The following is an 18152-nucleotide window of genomic DNA, read 5'->3' on the forward strand; positions in this document are numbered from 1 at the left end:
TCCAAAGAATTTGATATAGCTCTTAAATTGACGAAGCTTGCGCTTCATTCAAAAAATGTAAAACTTTTTTTTGCCTCATCGTTCAGTTTTCAAAGTTCGTCTGCCGCTCTTGGCGACTTTAATATCTTACCAAGTGAAGAACAAAAGGTCAATCACTTTTTAAAATATTTTTTATTTTGTTTGTCGCTTATCTCGGCGACGTCTATTAATATATCAGTAAAACTTTAACCACGCAACCCTTTTATTAAAATAGTTTTAAGAAATTTATTAAATTATGCTTTAACCACTCACACTATATTTTTTTCTTCATTATATAGGGTTAAAAATAAAATAAGGCGAGCCAACGGCTTCGCCTTATGAACGGAGAGACGATAAGGATACATTTCGTTTTTTCGCCTCTTTCAAATAGAAGAAGTAAAGAGCTTCCGCTTGCTTCACTTGAGCCGCTAATTCTCCTGTATCTTCGATGCTCACTTCAAGCATACGACGTTTCGACTCAAACTTAGCTTTCGCTTCCATCAACTCAGTCAGTAGTCGTTGATCGTAATCACCTTTTAACGACTTACGAAACCATTTCATAATTCTCTTCTACCTTCCATCGCTCGAGACAATGTCACTTCATCCGCATACTCCAAATCTCCACCGACGGGCAAACCATGCGCGAGACGAGTTACACGGATTCCTGTCGGCTTAAGTAAGCGTGATAAGTACATCGAAGTCGCTTCTCCCTCAATGTTCGGGTTCGTCGCTAAGATCACTTCTTGAATCGACTCGTTCTCTTGTAACCTCGTCAGCAAGCTTGAAACGTTAATATCCTCTGGACCAATCCCCTCCATTGGACTTATGGCTCCATGAAGAACATGATATTTCCCTCTGTACTCTCTCATTTTCTCCATGGCAATCACGTCTCTTGAATCTTGAACCACACAAACTACCGTTTCATCCCGATGTGAGTCTTTACAGATTGCACAAGGATCAATATCTGTAATGTGACCGCAAACGGTACAATATTTGATGTCCCGTTTCGCACTGACAAGAGACTTCGCAAACGTTAATACATCGTCTTCTTCCATATCTAATACATGGAACGCCAAACGCACTGCAGTTTTCGGACCGATTCCGGGTAGTTTCGTAAAACTCTCAATCAATCGTCCAATGGCTTCAGGGTATTGCAACTCGCATCGATCCTTTCTTCACTTAAAAGCCTGGGAGGTTCATACCTTGTGTGAAACGTCCCATCTTATCATTCACAAGCTGATCAGCTTGCTTCATCGCATCATTAATTGCTGCTAAGACGAGATCCTGCAACATATCTACATCTTCCGGGTCGACGACATCTTCTGCAATGATGACATCTAAAACCTCTTTATGACCGCTGACGACAACTTTTACCATGCCGCCTCCTGCAGTACCTTCTACTGATAACTCTTTTAGTTCTTCTTGAGCTTTCGCCATATCTTTTTGCATCTTTTGCATTTGTTTCATCATGTTATTCATATTTCCCATTCCACGCATTCAGAGCGCCTCCCTTATGTTTCTTCGATTTCAACGACATCGCCAAAACGTTCCATCGCCTGTGCAACCAACGGGTCTTCAGTTTCTGGTTCTTCGACTCGTTCTGTCCGCTCTGCTTGTTTTTGAAGGATGAACTCATTCTTCAGTTCATTCCAATCCGTTTCAAGCACCGCCATAATTTCACGACGAATCCCCGTAACTTCAAATAACGCCTGCTCGATTACATCACGCGTACGACCATTCGAACTCACTTGTTCATAGTGCCATGTCATTCCATCTTTAAATTGTACCAGTAAGGTGTCACTTGCACAAAGGACAGCCTCACTTTCATAGAAGAGTGCGAAGATTGGACCATCCTGTATCCGGATATTCGTCATGATGTCGCCCCAACTATCGCGAATCGCATTCAAATGCTGCCGCTCAGCTCGCTGAAGTAATTGGCGAATCCGCTCTTTCGGCACTCGGATTTGTGTTCGTTTCGGAGCAGGCTTCGGTTTTTCCACCTCTCCACCTGTCACAGTCACGCCATTCTTCTTCACTTCATTTAATTCGCGGCTCAACTCACGTACTTGGTCTTGAAGTTGTGTCATCTGCTCACTGATCGTGCGACCTTGTTCTGCAATTCGAATGAACGTTAACTCTACCAATACCTTCGGATGATTCGACAGTCTCATTTGCTGCTGGCACTCATTGAGCTCTTCAATCACTTGGAACAATTCGTCCGTCGAAGTCGCTTCGACAAACTGACGGAACTCATCAGTCGGACGAGCACGCTCTAATAAGTCAGCAGCTTGCGGAGATGCTTTCAAGAGTAACGCATCCCGATGGACGAACACTAAGTCTTCGATGAAACGCTTTAAATCTTTCCCTTCACGTAACATCATTTCAAGCGTACTCAAAATCGCATTTAACTCTTTTTTCTGTAACCCGTATGCCATTTCGAGCAGTGTTTCATCCGTCACAGCACCCGTTACTTCTAACACCGCTTCTTCCGTAAGACGCCCATCGCTAAATGCCAAGGCCTGATCAAGCAAGCTAAGGGCATCCCGCATCCCGCCATCAGCAGCCCGTGCGATTAGTTTCAATGCTTCCGGATCATAATCATGGTCTTGATCATTCAAAATATAGGCCATCCGGGTTTGCAATTGACTCACTTCATGTCGTTTGACATCAAATCGCTGACAGCGCGAAATAATCGTTGCCGGAATTTTATGCGGTTCTGTCGTTGCCAAAATAAAAATCGCATGTGCTGGCGGTTCTTCAAGTGTTTTCAATAATGCATTGAATGCACCTGTCGACAACATATGCACTTCATCAATGATATATACTTTGTAGCGACCTTGAGACGGTGGGTATTTGACTTTGTCTCGGATTTCTCGAATTTCGTCAACTCCATTATTTGATGCTGCATCGATTTCAAAAACGTCCGGGCTCGTACCTTCCGTGATAGCGATACACGTCGGACAGGTATTACACGGTTCACGTGTCGGTGCACTTTCACAGTTGATCGCCTTAGCAATGATTTTCGCTAAACTTGTCTTCCCTGTCCCGCGTGGACCTGAAAATAGATAGGCGTGTGACATCCGCTCCTCTAATAAAGCGTTTTGAATCGTACGTGTGATATGGACTTGACCGACGACCTCTTGAAATGACTGAGGTCTGTATACCCGATATAACGCTTGATACGCCATGAGTTCGCCTCCTTCCCCACTTTTCTTCTCTATCTCATCATACAAAAAAATCTACAGCCCTGGGGCCATAGATTGAAGTTATAAAATAAATCTGCCGCGCACCGATTTCTGAAAGCACGTCAACATGCGTTACTCATGCAGTTTGCTCAGCCCAAGCACCCCTGCGGCACACGGTACGTCACCACTTAAGGCTGCTTCCTTCCGGACCTGACCTGGTTCATGGGTGACCGTTGCGCAGGACTCAGACGTCAACGCCACTTACATAAGGCAGACCACACCAGCGCACTCCCTCGAATCGGGATTCAGTCTCGCTACAGCGGATTGCGAGTGACAGGGCACCGCTACCTCCCCACCTAGCACGGCAAATGGGTAAATGAAATTATGCACTATCTCGAGTGCTATTACATTATACTGTTTAATCGATTGGGTTGCAACCTCTCTGATGAAGTCTCTCTTGTTTCTTCCTTTCCCTAAGCGTCCGGAAGAAATCAGTTAGAAGTCGCCCACATTCTTCTGCTAAAACATTTTCGGTTACGTCCGCCTGATGATTGAATCGTTCATCTTGTACCAAATTCATCAACGTACCGCAACAACCCCCTTTCGGATCATGTGCACCGAAGATGACCCGCTTCACTCTGGATAGCACAATGGCACCCGCACACATTGGACAAGGTTCGAGTGTGACGTATAACTCACAATCTTCCAATCGCCAATTTCCTAATGCTTCATTCGCCGCTTCAATCGCAATCATCTCAGCGTGAGCAGCAGCTAAAAGATCGGTTTCACGACGATTATGACCAGTCGCAATCACTTCATCACCTTTAACAATCACACAGCCGATTGGGACCTCACCGATGACTTCTGCTTTCTTTGCTTCTTCGATGGCCAACTGCATAAATCGTTCATCACGTTCCATCGATTCACCTCATTTCTTATTTAACACTATGAAAAAAAATGAAAATCAAATCCCTCGCCATATCATTCGCATTCTATGCTAGAATGGAACTTGCACTTTGGATAATGGAGGATGACATCATATGTTTATAACGGTAGAAGGACCGATTGGTGTCGGGAAAACATCACTGGCCCATATCATCAGTCAGCATTTCTCGATGCAGATGCTGAATGAAATTGTAGAAGAGAACCCATTTCTCGGCAAGTTTTATGAAGATATCGAAGAATGGAGTTTCCAAACGGAAATGTTCTTCTTATGCAATCGATTCAAACAGTTGGATGATATTCATAAACACCACTTGAGTCAACAGCAATCCGTCGTTTCGGACTATCATATTTTCAAAAACTTGATTTTTGCTCACCGTTCGTTGAAACCTGCGCATTTAAACAAGTACGAGCAGATTTATAAGATTTTGACACATGATATGCCGAAACCTGATGTCGTCATTTACTTACACGCCAGCATTGAGACACTGATGAAACGCGTTGCTTTGCGTGGACGTGAAGTGGAAGAAAATATGTCTCGCGATTATCTCGAACAACTTGCTCACGATTATGAGACGTTCGTCGAATCCTATCGCGCGGCCCATCCAGAAGTGAAAATCCTCTCGTTTAGTGGGGATGAACTCGACTTTGTACACAATCCGGACGATTTGACACATGTCCTGAAGACGATTGAACGCGAATTAGAATTAACTAAAGGAGCACAATTAAAATGAAGCTGATTGATAAATATAACATTCCGAACGATACGATCATTACAATCGGTGGAATGGTTGGAATCGGGAAATCGACGATTACCAATTCGTTAGCCGATGCTTTAAACTTCCGAACGTCTCTAGAGAAAGTAGATACGAACCCTTACCTCGATAAATTCTATCATGATTTTGAACGTTGGAGTTTCCATCTTCAAATTTACTTCTTAGCAGAACGTTTTAAAGAACAGAAGAAAATTTTCCAATACGGTGGTGGCTTCATTCAAGACCGTTCCATCTACGAAGATACAGGCATCTTCGCAAAAATGCATTATGAAAAAGGAACGATGTCACCAACAGACTACGAAACGTATTCAAGTTTGTTCGAGGCTATGGTGTTAACACCCTTCTTCCCACACCCAGACCTATTGATTTATCTTGAAGGTTCGTTCGAACAAGTCCTTGAACGTATCCAGATGCGCGGTCGCGAGATGGAGCAACAAACACCAATCGCTTATTGGGAAGAGATGTACGAACGCTACACAGAGTGGATCAACAACTTCAACTTGTGCCCAGTACTACGCCTCTCGATTGAAGAGTACGACCTCATCAAAGATCCAGATTCAGTCGAACTCATCCTTGAAAAAATCGAAAAGCAATTAACGATTGCCCGCGAAGCAAAAGTTAGATAAAGATACAGAGGGATTACGCCATCAAAAGCGTGATCCCTCTTTTTTGTGCATAAAAAAATCCACAGCACTTATGTCTGTGGATACAAAAAATGCATCTGCCTCTGCAGATGCCCGATTGAAAGCGGAGTTGGTGGGATTCGAACCCACGCGAGCCTTGCGACTCCTAACGGATTTCGAGTCCGTCCCCTTCAGCCGGACTTGGGTACAACTCCAGGCCTAAAAAAGTGTAAAAAAAAGAAAGTGGAGGAGGTGGTAAGTGGAGGAGGTGGTGGGATTCGAACCCACGCAGGCTGTTACACCCCTGACGGTTTTCAAGACCGTTCCCTTAAACCACTTGGGTACACCTCCAAAAGATATAAAATTGTGTGAGCCTCCAAAAAAGAAATGGAGGAGGTGGTGGGATTCGAACCCACGCAGGCTGTTACACCCCTGACGGTTTTCAAGACCGTTCCCTTAAACCACTTGGGTACACCTCCAAAGCTCATATGCAATTCGTGAGCAACAGTGTCGCTCGACATGATTTATAGTACCAACTGAAGAGACAGATGTCAAACCCTTTTGTGAAAAAACATTAAAAAAAATTGAGCGCCTCAAAATTGAGGCGGCTCAAGTGTTTAGTTCGGCATTTCAATCTTTTCTTTTCCACCCATGTAAGGACGAAGAACTTCTGGGATGACGACTGATCCATCCGCCTGTTGATAGTTTTCCAAAATCGCTGCCACCGTTCGACCGACTGCTAATCCTGAGCCGTTCAATGTGTGAACAAATTCTGGTTTCGCGTTGGCATCACGACGGAAACGAATTCCCGCACGACGCGCTTGGAAATCTTCGAAGTTAGAGCAAGAAGAAATCTCACGATACATTCCTTGTGCTGGCATCCATACTTCGATGTCATATTTTTTCGCAGCTGTGAAACCAAGGTCTGCCGTGCACATGCTGAGTACTTGATACGGAAGTTCAAGACGCTTCAATACTTCTTCAGCATGACCTGTCAATAACTCTAGTTGTTCATATGACTCTTCTGGTTTCACGAAGCGAACGAGCTCGACTTTGTTGAATTGGTGCTGACGAATCAAGCCACGTGTATCACGGCCAGCTGAACCGGCTTCAGAGCGGAAGTTAGCGCTATATGCTGTATACGTAATCGGAAGCTGTGTTTCCGGGATGATTTCTTCACGGTGCATGTTTGTAACTGGCACTTCAGCTGTTGGAACGAGGAAGTAGTTCGTGTCCGCTACTTTGAACGCATCTTCTTCAAATTTAGGAAGTTGACCTGTTCCGATCATCGAATCACGATTGACCATGTACGGCGGCAATACTTCTGAGTATCCATGCTCGTCTGAATGAAGGTCCATCATAAAGTTGATCAGAGCACGTTCTAAGCGAGCACCTAATCCTTTATAGAAGACAAAACGGCTACCCGTTACTTTTCCAGCGCGCTCGACATCGACGATTTTTAGGTCTTCCATCACGTCCCAATGTTGCTTCGGCTCGAAATCAAAATCAGGCTTCGTTCCGATTTCACGAATCGTCACGTTATCGTCTTCTGTCTCACCGATTGGAGTTGACTCATGTGGGATGTTTGGAATGCTGAGCAAGATCAAGTTGAGCTCTGCCTCTACTTCTCGTAACTCCTCATCCAACAATTTGATTTCATCCCCGAGACGGCGTGTTTCTAAGATTGGACCTTCTGCATCTTGTTTGTTGCGTTTTAATTCAGCGATTTGTTTTGTCGCTTCATTGCGCTTCGCTTTCTTTACTTCCACTTCGTTAATCAAGTCACGGCGCTTTTCTTCTAACTGCGGGAAGCGGTCAAGTGCACTCAAGTCTTCTCCACGGTAAGCTAACTTTTCTTTAATCCCTTCAAAATCTTGTCGTAAACGTTTAATGTCTAACATTGCTGTTCCTCCTTTTTTCATATAAAAAAGGCGGCACGTCCCTTTCCCGTAGGAAAGGGACGAACCACCTTGGATCCGCGTTGCCACCCTCGTTGCCCAAATGCATGAGCCACTCGATGCACGTAACGTGTGCCAAACGTGACTTGTTTCCAAGCCAATGCTCCGAGGCCGATTCGGTTACGCCATCTCACTAGTTTGCACCAACCACTAGCTCTCTGTCAGTAGACGTACGTAACGTACTTATTCTCATCATCGCATCTGTCATTGAATTAATCTTACTTTACAACATCTGAACTTGTTCGACAAGACTGATTTTTCCAAGTGCCAATCTGATTTGATCGAGGAAATCAACAAACGCTCGCGTCATTCTCGTCAAAAACGAAGCCGTATCAACCGCCTCTGCCGTGACAAGCGTCATCTTCGGAGGTGTCTCTCCTTCTAAATAGCGAACTTGATCCGAGGAGTCAATGGTAACCGTGCCTGCCTGTGTATCGACCTTGACCGGAGCGTCTAGTTCGAGCAGTTCAACTTTCGGTTCCGGGACAGGTTTCCCTTTTTCGACTAACACTTCAAAGTCATTCGTCGTCCGAACAGTGACCTGTTCCGTTTCACCTTGAGAGACCGTTGCCGTTTCCGAAATGGTTTCCCCTGTCCGTAAAATCGGTGTCATGACGAAATCTGAGTACGCATAGTCGTGTAACGCTTTCGTCGCTACATAGCGCCCCTCATCAGATGGTGCGCCAAGAACGACGGATAACACAGTGCGACCATCCCGTGTCGACACACCGATAAAGCAATAGCCTGCCTCATTCGTTGTTCCCGTTTTAAAGCCGAGCATCCCCGGATAGGCGAGATCTCGGTCGGCGAGCATTCGGTTCGTCGCGTCAAAGCGGACACCGTCGACATCCACGTATGCCCGTTTCGTCACGTCGAGCACTTCCGGAAAAGTCGTCAAATATGCAATCGCCAACTTCATTAAATCGTTGGCAGATGTCAAATTATCTCCTGGTAGACCGGCTGATACAGAATCGAGTCCCGATGCATTCGCGAACGTCGTTTGTGTCATCCCTAATTCATCCGCTCGACGATTCATTTCTTTGACGAACGCCTCTTCTGAACCAGACACCGCTTCCCCGAGCGTCACAGCCGCTTCGTTCGCCGAACGAATTAATGCTGCATCGTATAACTCTTTGACGGTATACGGTTTATTCAACAGCGGAATTCGCGCTAACCCCGGTTTTCTCGTCAACGCCAAGGCGGCATCGCTCGGTGTAACCTCCTGATTCCAACTGAGTTTTCCTTCTTCGATTGCTTCACGCGTCAAAAATGCTGTCATCAACTTTGTGATCGAAGCCGGTTGAAGCATGGCATCTTCCTGTTTTGTAAATAAGACCTGACCTGTCGTCACGTCTACGAGCATCGCACTCGCCGCGTCGACTTTTGGCGCGGCCGCAGAGGCGACTGAGGGTACGATTACTTGTACAAGCAACATGGCAACAAACATCATGATTAAATAGCGAGCCTTCACATCATTTCCCCTTTCTATACGCTTCTTTGTTCAGTGTAACAAAAAATAAGTTTGAAGGACCCCCTTTTCATGAGGTCCCTCAAACTTATGCATATTGCTGCTGATTTTCTTTAACCACCTCGATAAAATAACGGTGCAATGATAAATCTTCCGTCAACTCTGGATGGAACGAACAAGCCAGGTACTGATTATAACGAACTGCTACAATCGCTTCCTCGACTTCAGCGAGCACATCTACTTCCGGTTCAACTCGCGCCACTTGTGGGGCACGAATAAAGACCGCTTCGACTGGCTCATCGATTCCTTTTACCGGAAGATCGACTTCAAAACTGTCGACCTGACGTCCGAATGCATTACGTTTTACTGTCATCGGGATTTTCTTTAAGTGGGCGTCATACCCTTCGACTTCATTCGCGAGAAGAATCATGCCGGCACATGTGCCAAACATCGGTAACGTCTCCATGTCGCGAAGTGGCGCAAGTAACTCATAACGATCGAGTAAACGTCGCATCGCGGTACTTTCTCCACCTGGTAAGACTAATCCATCGATTGCTTTCAAGTCTTCTAGTGAGCGGACTACAACGGTTTGAGCACCGAGCGCTTCAAGCATGCGAACATGCTCACGAATTGCGCCCTGCATCCCTAATACGCCAATCGTTACCATCTTACCAGCCTCGTGGTGCCATGAGTTCTTCATCTTTGAGCGTACGGACGTCGAGTCCTTTCATCGCCTCACCTAATCCTTTTGAAAGGTGCGCGATCCGTTCATAGTCATCGTGGTACGTTGTCGCTTCTACGATGGCACGTGCGAATTTCTCTGGGTTCTCTGCTTTGAAAATACCAGATCCGACGAAGACACCATCTGCTCCGAGGTGCATCATCAAGGCAGCATCCGCTGGTGTCGCGATTCCACCCGCTGCAAAGTTAACGACAGGGAGACGACCCGCTTCACGAATTTGCATAAGCACTTCAAATGGAGCTCCGAGGTCACGAGCCTCTGTCATGACTTCATCCACGCTCATCGACAAGAGACGCTTCACTTGTGCTTGTACAGTGCGCATGTGACGAACCGCTTCCACGATGTTCCCTGTTCCTGGCTCACCTTTTGTACGAATCATCGCTGCGCCTTCGCCGATACGACGCGCCGCTTCGCCAAGGTCACGCGCTCCACATACGAACGGTGCTGTATAGTCGCGTTTGTACAAGTGGAACTCTTCGTCTGCCGGCGTCAATACTTCACTCTCATCGATAAAGTCGACCCCCATCGACTCGAGGACACGCGCTTCAGCGATATGTCCGATACGGCATTTTGCCATAACTGGAACAGATACTGCTCCCATGACGTCTTCAATGATCGTTGGGTCGGCCATACGGGCAACCCCACCCATTTTACGGATATCCGAAGGTACACGTTCAAGTGCCATGACAGCAACCGCACCTGCAGCTTCAGCAATTTTCGCCTGCTCTGCGTTGATGACGTCCATGATGACGCCACCTTTTTGCATTTCTGCCATCCCACGTTTTACTTTATCTGTTCCCACTTGTCTCTTTTCCATTGAAATCCCTCCATGAGTTCATGTTCTACTTGCTAGTATAAGCTGGATTGACTATATTAAAAGTGCCAGATTCTTATTTTTTAAAGTGGTCAGCTTGGAAAAAGGACTCTATGGCTACTATCTCGAACGTGTTGAAGTATAAAGGAGGAATCAATATGTTGTTTGAAGGAGGTCATCGCGCCTCATTTGGTACACCTGGAATTGTCTCAACCTTGATTATCCTCGGTTTTCTCTTATACTTCTTTTTCGGTTCGTAAAGAAAGGAACGTCGTTTTATGGATATGCTTACTTTCTCACTTGAACAAGACTCATCCATCCCGCTATATGAGCAGTTATATAAACACATTCGGGATGCTATCGTCGACGATACATTAAAGACGGGTACTAAGTTACCTTCGAAGCGTAAACTGACTCAATTTTTGGATGTGTCTCAGACGACAGTCGAGTTCGCTTACGCCCAGTTACTCGCCGAAGGGTACATTGAATCCGTTCCCCGGAAAGGATTTTACGTGCTGCCGCAAGAGGAACTGTACGTCCGGCGATCGAGCAGCACCATCACGCCGTCTCCACCAAAAAAGACGTATACGTACGATGTATCGCCAAGTCAAATCGATACGACTGCTTTTCCGTTTGAACGTTGGAAACGACACGTCAAGAACGTTGTTGATGAAGTTCATCACGAACTACTTGCGCTAGGTTCCGTCCAAGGGGATCTCGAACTACGACAGGAAATTGCGACCTATCTCTATCATTCACGAGGCGTCCAATGCTCACCCGAACAAATCATCGTCGGATCAGGGACGGAACAACTCCTTCCACAGCTTTTGGATTTGTTACCTGACGCATCGGTCTTTGGCATTGAAGATCCCGGCTATCCGCTCACTCGTCTTTTATTCGAGCAACAGGGACGCACCTCTATCCCAATCCCGGTAGATGAAAGTGGCGTTTGTGTCAGTGAGCTCGAACGCCATGAAATCGATGCGCTATACGTAACGCCTGCCCATCAATTTCCGACAGGTACAGTCCTATCCGTCAGTCGACGCCAGCGTTTATTGAATTGGGCGCTCGTTCACCAGACGTATATCATTGAGGACGATTACGATAGTGAGTTCCGTTATAGTGGTAAACCCATCCCCTCTCTTCAAAGTATGGACCCGAACGAACGTGTCATTTATATCAGTACTTTCTCGAAATCACTCATGCCATCCCTTCGTATCGGATATATGGTGTTACCAACACCTCTTTTGAATCGTTACCGAGAGCGGCATCATTACTTCACGTGTAGCGTCCCACGATTCGAACAGCATACGTTGGCTCTATTCATGTCGAGTGGTGACTTCGAGAAGCATTTGAATCGGATGCGAAAAATATACCGCCGCAAGTTAGAAATCGTGCTCGCTGCCTTCCGTCCATTCGAACCGATTGTCACTGTGACAGGTGCGAGCGCTGGATTGCACGTTGTCTTGACCGTCATCAGCGATCGGACAGAGCAAGAATTGAAACAATCCGCTGAAGCGTTCGAGATCGCCATCAAATCGATGAACGACTATCGCATCGTACACCCAGATTCGCACAAACAATTTTTGTTTGGCTTTGCGCACTTGCCTGAATCCTCGTTACCGAATGTGATTGATCAGTTGATGGATGCCTGGGCAATCCCGAAAGGAGCGACTCCATGAAGCGACACGTTCGATGGATCATCGGAATTTGTTTACTCGGCAGTGGTCTATTCTTTTTAACGAGTTCGATTTGGAAAGAGAATATCGCCAGTTCAACGAGTGAATATGTCATTGAACATATGGAATTACAAGACGAGAGTGAAATTGAGTCGAGTTATGATTTTGCGGCAGTCACACCACTCTCTTTAACGGACGTCTTACAAGCGCGCAATCGGTTTCATCAGTTGCCGACAATCGGTGTCATTTCGATTCCAGATGTTTCACTAGAGCTCCCGATCATAAAAGGGTTAGATGATGAGAGTCTCGCCGTCGGAGCGGGAACCATGGATCCCGATCAACAAATGGGGGTAGGCAATTACGCACTGGCCGGTCATTATTTACAACATGCGACCGCTCTATTCGGTCCACTCCATGAAGTCCATGTTGGTATGAAAATCTATCTTCGAGATGATACGCACACTTACGAATACGTCGTGACATCGCTTGAGACCGTCTCTCCTGAACGAGTTGATGTATTAGATGAAACAGCTACTCCTACCCTTACATTGATCACTTGTACGTTCGATACGACGGAACGACTCATCGTCAAAGGTTCACTCGTCGCTACTGAATCATGACCGCATCTCCTCAACCAACAGGAGACGCGGTTATTTATTGTTTTTTCAAAAACATATTGTTAGCGCTTACAACTTCCGCTAAACTATTTTTGAAAACGTTTGCATAAAATTGTGCAATTTAACTCAAACAAAAGAGGTGTCTTATGAAGAAAAAAACTGCTCGTCAGGCTTCGACTTTATTCCTGTCCGGTGCATTGCTCATTCAAGCCGGGGTTCCGATGAACGCATTGGCTGAACCGACTGCAATCACAATTGATGGGGCAAAAACAGATTGGGCTAATATTCCCGCCCTCGCAAGTTCGCCCACTGCTGGATGGCAAGGATTTGATGTCGGTGATTTATACATAAACAATGATGCCCAACACCTTTATTTTTACGTAGATGCGAATAATGTCCCGAACTGGGGAGACAACGGGCAATATATCAACATCGCCCTTCAAATCAATGATGAAGATTCAGGTATATCGAAGAATCCCCTCGGTTATCCATTCGATTTTAAAGGTGTCGACAAGGCGCCTCAGTATCATATTCTCGTCCGAGTCGATGGCGATCAGAATGTAAAAGAGGCTGCTCTTTATCAGGCTGGTCAAGAGAAACCACTTTTACAATTGAATCAGTTGAACGGTGCGGCTTTTGCCTTAGACCGAACGAAAGGATTTGAAGGAAAAGTTCCTCTGTCATTGCTCGGCTTAAACAATGGAGATCGAGTCCGCGCCTTAACTGTATTAAGCGGAAATAACGCCGGAGAACATGGGGCGTTCGATACGATTCCGAGTAATGCTGCCAATCAATTGGCCAATAGTTGGAACGTGTCCGCCACGCCATCCACACAATCTGTTTATAGTGCCCCGTTCACCTTAAATGGGGTAGAGACGATCGACCAACTCGAAGTTGCGTCCGTGACCCCGGCCTCATCATCAATTGATGTGGATGTGTCTGCTCCAATCACATGGACGTTCAATGAACCTGTCCGTCTCGATTCGGCATCGGTCACCTTACAACAAGGGGAGACGCGTGTTCCCGTTGATGTGACAACGAATGGTACGAGCGTGACACTTCAACCGAAAGAAGCTCTCGCTCTCAATACATCATATACGGCCACTATTCCAGAAGGTGCAGTGACTGGAACGATTTCGAATACGAGACTCCCGGCATTGACGACTACTTTCAAAACAGCAACAAAGCTCGCTGATCCTTGGGAAACGACACGCTATATCGAAATGAAGTATGTCCGTGCCGATCATGACTATACGGATTGGAACTTATGGACATGGAGCACAGGGAAAAAAGACGGACAGGTCGATCCATACCGGATAACTGACGATGGGGCCATCTTCCGTATCCCGGTTGGTCAAGACGCCACGAAAGTTGGGTTTGTCATTCGAAAAGGCACGGACTGGGCCGTTAAGGATGCTTATGGAGAAGACAGATACGTCACGCTCGGAGAAGACCGCGTCACGAAGGTCGTCGTCGAAAGCGGAAAAGGTGCCTTCCATCAAGTTCCGACAATCAGTGGTCCCGAATACGGTACAGATGGGGTTCAATTCTTCTATCGTGATGTAGCACTCTATGAAGCAGGAGAAATGGATGAAATCGATCAGGTCGCACTCAAAATCAATGGTGAGACGTACCCGATGACTTATGAGCCAGAAAACGAGTGGTTCCGCCACACGGTACGTTTACCTGAAGGAATCCATGACTACACGTATCTCGTCACGAAGGACGGCGTCACGACTGAAGTGAAAGATCCTTATTTCGAGGCTTCTCAAATCGAATATCGTCAACCAACTGTCAAACTCACTTCTTCTGTCAGTCCGAAAGCCATCAGCTCTCGTGAAAATGCGGTCGTTCGAGTAAACCCGACCTTGCCAAAAGGTGTGACACTCCGAGAACTCTATATCGATGCACGCCCACTCGGCGGTCCTGAAAAGTTACACATTGATCGTGCGTTAAACGCTCAAACGATCGCGGTGAAAGACACGGTCAAACCTGGAAATAAGACGCTTGCCGTCACTGCAATCGACCAATATGGAAACGTTCATCGCTCAAAAACAACAGTTCAGACGCTTGCCGTCACTGCAATCGACCAATATGGAAACGTTCATCGCTCAAAAACAACAGTTCGTGTCGTCCCTAAAACGATGAAGGAAAAACAAGCGTTTGACTGGGATGAGGCGCGCATCTATTTTATGCTTACAGACCGTTTCTACAACGGAGATTTATCCAATGACAACCCGAATCGTGAATACTATGACAAAGACCATCCTGAGTCTTACCATGGTGGCGATTTTGCAGGTGTCACGAAAAAACTCGATTATTTAGACGACCTTGGGATCAATACGATTTGGATTACGCCAATTGTGGATAACATCGATTGGGATTTACGATATGGAAAAGACGGATCTCAGTATGGATATCATGGGTATTGGGCCAAAAACTTTGAAAAACTCGATGAACATCTCGGGGATATGGCCGCCTTCCATAAACTGATTGATGAAGCGCATAAACGTGGAATGAAGATTATGGTCGACGTCGTCTTGAACCATCCCGGCTACGGAATGGAGCCTGGGGCAAGCTCATCCGTTACGAACTTCCCAACGGATGCAGAACGACAAGTATTCGATGGGATGATTCGTGAAAATCCCGTCGACGGAGACGATCTCAAAATGTCCTTATCCGGCCTTCCTGACTTCAAGACGGAAGAAGCTGCCGTTCGAGAACAGTTGGTGAAATGGCAGACAGATTGGATCAAACGGTCGAAAACGAAAAAAGGCAACACGATTGATTACTTCCGTGTCGATACGGTCAAACACGTGGACTCCACAACGTGGAAATCATTTAAAAATGAATTAACGGCAATCAAACCGAATTTCAAATTGATTGGGGAGCACTACGGGGCGAGTATCAACAACACAGGCGGCTACTTAAGAAGTGGTCAAATGGATTCCTTGCTCGACTTTGATTTTAAATATCAGGCTGAACGATTCGTAAATGGCAATATCGAAGACGTTGAAAAGGCGCTTCAATATCGAAATACGCAATTATCGAACGAAGCGACGCTCGGACAATTCTTGAGTAGTCATGATGAAGACGGCTTCCTCGTCTCGCGGGCAGGCGGGGACACTGGTAAGCAAATGGTCGCAGCCTCTCTTCAAATCACGGCAAAAGGTCAGCCTGTGATCTATTACGGAGAAGAAGTCGGTCAATCTGGGAAGCATGCGGGCGATATGGATCAAGGCGAGTTCAATGAAAATCGCTATGACTTCGACTGGTCTCGCGTCAAAGGTGAAGGAAAAGCGATGCATACGCACTATCAAAAACTTTTGAATATCCGTGCAGACTATTCGCACGTATTCAGTAAAGGGACACGTTCGTCCATCGCTACAAATTCTGAGGCTGGCTATTCAATCTTCAAACGAAGTTATGGAAAACAATCGGTTCTCGTCGGATTAAATACGAAAGAGAAAGCGCAAACCGTTTCCTTTAATACTTCTTATAAAGCGAAAACCATTTTGATTGACCGATATAGCGGTAAACAATACACCGTTCAAAAGAATGGTAAAGTCACCGTCTCACTTCCTGCTCAAGATCAAGGGGGTACCGTGATTTTAGTAGAGAAGCGAAAATAAATAACCGCCATGTCTTTTTACATTAGCGTGAGTAGTTCGGTGCTTCTTTTGTGATATTGACATCGTGTGGGTGACTTTCTTGAAGACCCGCACCCGTCATACGAATGAATTGTGTGTCTTCACGAAGGGCGCGGATGTCGGCAGCGCCACAGTATCCCATACCTGAGCGAAGACCACCAATCAATTGATATACCGTGTCAGCGAGTTCGCCACGATAGGCGACACGTCCTTCGATTCCTTCTGGAACGAACTTTTTGTCTGCTTCTTGGAAGTAACGGTCTTGGCTACCGCGCTTCATCGATGCTTCAGATCCCATACCACGGTATGTCTTAAACTGACGACCTTGGTAAATTTCCATCTCACCTGGGCTCTCTTTCACACCGGCAAGCAAGCTACCAAGCATGACAGCGTTTGCTCCAGCAGCGATGGCTTTGACGATATCGCCTGAGTACTTGATTCCACCATCAGCGATGACTGATACACCATGCTCTTTTGCTTCTGTGACACAATCATATACAGCTGTGATTTGTGGAACACCAACGCCTGCAACGACGCGTGTCGTACAGATTGATCCTGGTCCAATTCCGACTTTGATGACCGATGCTCCAGCTTCAATCAAGGCACGTGTCGCTTCAGCAGTAGCTACGTTTCCTGCAATGATTGGGAGCGATGGGAACGTATCGCGCAACTCACGAACTTTTTCAAGCACACCAGCCGAATGTCCATGTGCTGTATCGATAACCAATGCATCTACGCCTGCTTCTACAAGTACTTGAGCACGTGATGCTGCATCTTTTGTTACTCCGACTGCAGCTGCTACAAGAAGACGACCTTGCTTGTCTTTTGCTGCGTTCGGGAATTGCTCGACCTTCTCGATATCTTTTGTCGTGATGAGACCTTTCAATACGCCAGCTTCATCGACAAGTGGAAGTTTCTCAATGCGGTGTTGATGAAGAATACGCTCTGCTTCCTCAAGCGATGTACCTACTTTTGCAGTGATGAGGTTTTCCGTTGTCATCACATCCTTGATGACGGTTGAATAATCTTTGATGAAACGAAGATCACGATTCGTCAAAATACCAATTAATTTACGCTCTTCTTCTGAGTTGACGATTGGGACACCAGAAATTCGATATTTGCTCATCAAATACTCAGCATCATACACTTGACGATCTGGAGTTAAATAGAAAGGATTTGTAATGACACCATTCTCTGAGCGCTTAACGCGATCGACATGTTCAGCTTGCATTTCCATAGACATGTTCTTATGAATGACACCTAAACCGCCTTGACGGGCCATAGCAATCGCCATCGGAGCTTCCGTGACGGTATCCATACCCGCGCTGATGATTGGGATATTCAATTCTAATCCTTCACAGAGCTTTGTGCTTAAATCAACGTCACGCGGTAAAACATTTGAGAACCTCGGTACGAGTAATACATCATCAAACGTTAAACCTTCTTTTGCAAACTTGTTTTCCCACATAAAAATTGATGGCCCCTTTCTCGTTCTACCTACATCTTTGTTTCGAAATATTTCTGTAATGGTAACAGGTATAACGCAAAAGTGCAATTCAATTCCCGATGTTCAGAAAAGTCAGAATTGTGTTCATTCCTCTATAAATGATGAGAATTGTTCGGAATTTCATGGTGAAAGGGATATAAATACGGAGTTCGATTTCATCGTACATACAAAAA

16 protein-coding genes, 3 tRNA genes, 1 other RNA gene and 1 other annotated feature are annotated in these 18152 nt (G+C 45.9%); of the genes, 6 read left to right on the forward strand and 14 right to left on the reverse strand.

The features are described 5' to 3' along the window. A partial coding sequence (locus ON063_RS11855) for a hypothetical protein (RefSeq protein WP_274665277.1) occupies positions 1 to 228 on the forward strand: 228 nt, incomplete at its 5' end. Between the two features lie 126 nt (positions 229 to 354). On the opposite strand, the gene ON063_RS11860 is transcribed toward ON063_RS11855, so the two are convergent. The 6 genes from ON063_RS11860 to tadA form a co-directional block, all read right to left on the reverse strand. Next, a complete protein-coding gene (locus ON063_RS11860; RefSeq protein WP_274665278.1) occupies positions 355 to 579 on the reverse strand; it encodes a YaaL family protein in 225 nt (74 codons plus the stop codon). Beyond that, a complete protein-coding gene (gene recR / locus ON063_RS11865; protein ID WP_012727753.1) occupies positions 576 to 1175 on the reverse strand; it encodes a recombination mediator RecR in 600 nt (199 codons plus the stop codon). Before recR ends, ON063_RS11860 begins: the two co-directional genes overlap by 4 nt. Before the next feature lie 22 nt (positions 1176 to 1197). Then, positions 1198 to 1515, reverse strand: coding sequence for a YbaB/EbfC family nucleoid-associated protein (locus ON063_RS11870; protein ID WP_074034102.1), 318 nt, complete (start codon positions 1513 to 1515; stop codon positions 1198 to 1200). A gap of 14 nt (positions 1516 to 1529) precedes the next feature. Further along, the gene (dnaX, locus tag ON063_RS11875; protein ID WP_214750038.1) at positions 1530 to 3206 is read right to left on the reverse strand and encodes a DNA polymerase III subunit gamma/tau; all 1677 of its coding nucleotides are present in this window, start codon (positions 3204 to 3206) and stop codon (positions 1530 to 1532) included. A gap of 94 nt (positions 3207 to 3300) precedes the next feature. Further along, positions 3301 to 3568, reverse strand: an RNA gene (gene ffs / locus ON063_RS11880) — signal recognition particle sRNA large type. Between the two features lie 53 nt (positions 3569 to 3621). Beyond that, positions 3622 to 4122, reverse strand: coding sequence for a tRNA adenosine(34) deaminase TadA (gene tadA, locus ON063_RS11885; RefSeq protein ID WP_274665279.1), 501 nt, complete (start codon positions 4120 to 4122; stop codon positions 3622 to 3624). 121 nt (positions 4123 to 4243) lie between these two features. On the opposite strand from tadA, the gene ON063_RS11890 reads away from it, so the two are divergent. Then, the gene (locus tag ON063_RS11890; protein WP_214697300.1) at positions 4244 to 4879 is read left to right on the forward strand and encodes a deoxynucleoside kinase; all 636 of its coding nucleotides are present in this window, start codon (positions 4244 to 4246) and stop codon (positions 4877 to 4879) included. After that, positions 4876 to 5547 (forward strand): deoxynucleoside kinase, encoded by a 672-nt coding sequence (locus tag ON063_RS11895; RefSeq protein WP_251125747.1) that lies wholly within the window; start codon positions 4876 to 4878, stop codon positions 5545 to 5547. The genes ON063_RS11890 and ON063_RS11895 overlap by 4 nt, the downstream gene beginning before the upstream one ends. 122 nt (positions 5548 to 5669) lie before the next feature. Here ON063_RS11895 and ON063_RS11900 read toward each other — a convergent pair. From ON063_RS11900 to pdxS, 7 genes are all read right to left on the reverse strand, one after another. Continuing rightward, a tRNA-Ser gene (locus ON063_RS11900) sits at positions 5670 to 5759 on the reverse strand. 45 nt (positions 5760 to 5804) lie between these two features. Further along, positions 5805 to 5895: transfer RNA gene (locus ON063_RS11905), tRNA-Ser, on the reverse strand. Positions 5896 to 5932: 37 nt separating this feature from the next. After that, a tRNA-Ser gene (locus tag ON063_RS11910) sits at positions 5933 to 6023 on the reverse strand. Between the two features lie 138 nt (positions 6024 to 6161). Beyond that, positions 6162 to 7445, reverse strand: a complete 1284-nt coding sequence (gene serS / locus ON063_RS11915; RefSeq protein ID WP_274665280.1) for a serine--tRNA ligase — start codon at positions 7443 to 7445, stop codon at positions 6162 to 6164. A gap of 52 nt (positions 7446 to 7497) precedes the next feature. Next, positions 7498 to 7707: a binding site (T-box leader), on the reverse strand. Between the two features lie 18 nt (positions 7708 to 7725). Continuing rightward, a complete protein-coding gene (locus tag ON063_RS11920; protein ID WP_214697304.1) occupies positions 7726 to 8973 on the reverse strand; it encodes a D-alanyl-D-alanine carboxypeptidase family protein in 1248 nt (415 codons plus the stop codon). 85 nt (positions 8974 to 9058) lie between these two features. Next, a complete protein-coding gene (pdxT, locus tag ON063_RS11925; protein WP_274665281.1) occupies positions 9059 to 9637 on the reverse strand; it encodes a pyridoxal 5'-phosphate synthase glutaminase subunit PdxT in 579 nt (192 codons plus the stop codon). A 1-nt stretch (position 9638) separates the two neighbouring features. Beyond that, positions 9639 to 10529, reverse strand: a complete 891-nt coding sequence (gene pdxS, locus ON063_RS11930; protein ID WP_214697307.1) for a pyridoxal 5'-phosphate synthase lyase subunit PdxS — start codon at positions 10527 to 10529, stop codon at positions 9639 to 9641. Positions 10530 to 10804: 275 nt separating this feature from the next. Between pdxS and pdxR the strand changes: the two genes are divergently transcribed. The 3 genes from pdxR (at position 10805) to ON063_RS11945 (ending at position 16454) form a co-directional block, all read left to right on the forward strand. After that, positions 10805 to 12208 carry a MocR-like pyridoxine biosynthesis transcription factor PdxR gene (gene pdxR, locus ON063_RS11935; RefSeq protein WP_274665282.1) on the forward strand — a complete coding sequence of 468 codons (1404 nt, stop codon included), beginning with the start codon at positions 10805 to 10807 and terminating at the stop codon, positions 12206 to 12208. Further along, positions 12205 to 12825, forward strand: a complete 621-nt coding sequence (locus ON063_RS11940; protein WP_274665283.1) for a class A sortase — start codon at positions 12205 to 12207, stop codon at positions 12823 to 12825. Before pdxR ends, ON063_RS11940 begins: the two co-directional genes overlap by 4 nt. Positions 12826 to 12968: 143 nt before the next feature. Continuing rightward, entirely contained in the window at positions 12969 to 16454 is a 3486-nt protein-coding gene (locus ON063_RS11945; protein ID WP_274665284.1) for an alpha-amylase family glycosyl hydrolase, read from the forward strand. Positions 16455 to 16476: 22 nt separating this feature from the next. Here ON063_RS11945 and guaB read toward each other — a convergent pair whose 3' ends face one another. Continuing rightward, the gene (gene guaB / locus ON063_RS11950; RefSeq protein WP_214697315.1) at positions 16477 to 17940 is read right to left on the reverse strand and encodes an IMP dehydrogenase; all 1464 of its coding nucleotides are present in this window, start codon (positions 17938 to 17940) and stop codon (positions 16477 to 16479) included. Positions 17941 to 18152: the final 212 nt, after the last annotated feature.

The organism is Exiguobacterium sp. B2(2022) (genome assembly GCF_028823655.1).
In the GTDB taxonomy this organism is placed as follows: Bacteria; Bacillota; Bacilli; order Exiguobacteriales; family Exiguobacteriaceae; genus Exiguobacterium; species Exiguobacterium aestuarii_A.

Coding starts and splice junctions, on each gene's coding strand:
- pdxS (WP_214697307.1), bottom strand. CDS start 10,529: ATGGAAAAGAGACAAGTGGGAACAGATAAAGTAAAACGTGGGATGGCA.
- ON063_RS11940 (WP_274665283.1), top strand. CDS start 12,205: ATGAAGCGACACGTTCGATGGATCATCGGAATTTGTTTACTCGGCAGT.
- ON063_RS11890 (WP_214697300.1), top strand. CDS start 4,244: ATGTTTATAACGGTAGAAGGACCGATTGGTGTCGGGAAAACATCACTG.
- dnaX (WP_214750038.1), bottom strand. CDS start 3,206: ATGGCGTATCAAGCGTTATATCGGGTATACAGACCTCAGTCATTTCAA.
- ON063_RS11895 (WP_251125747.1), top strand. CDS start 4,876: ATGAAGCTGATTGATAAATATAACATTCCGAACGATACGATCATTACA.
- pdxT (WP_274665281.1), bottom strand. CDS start 9,637: ATGGTAACGATTGGCGTATTAGGGATGCAGGGCGCAATTCGTGAGCAT.
- ON063_RS11945 (WP_274665284.1), top strand. CDS start 12,969: ATGAAGAAAAAAACTGCTCGTCAGGCTTCGACTTTATTCCTGTCCGGT.
- ON063_RS11870 (WP_074034102.1), bottom strand. CDS start 1,515: ATGCGTGGAATGGGAAATATGAATAACATGATGAAACAAATGCAAAAG.
- ON063_RS11860 (WP_274665278.1), bottom strand. CDS start 579: ATGAAATGGTTTCGTAAGTCGTTAAAAGGTGATTACGATCAACGACTA.
- tadA (WP_274665279.1), bottom strand. CDS start 4,122: ATGGAACGTGATGAACGATTTATGCAGTTGGCCATCGAAGAAGCAAAG.
- serS (WP_274665280.1), bottom strand. CDS start 7,445: ATGTTAGACATTAAACGTTTACGACAAGATTTTGAAGGGATTAAAGAA.
- guaB (WP_214697315.1), bottom strand. CDS start 17,940: ATGTGGGAAAACAAGTTTGCAAAAGAAGGTTTAACGTTTGATGATGTA.
- pdxR (WP_274665282.1), top strand. CDS start 10,805: ATGGATATGCTTACTTTCTCACTTGAACAAGACTCATCCATCCCGCTA.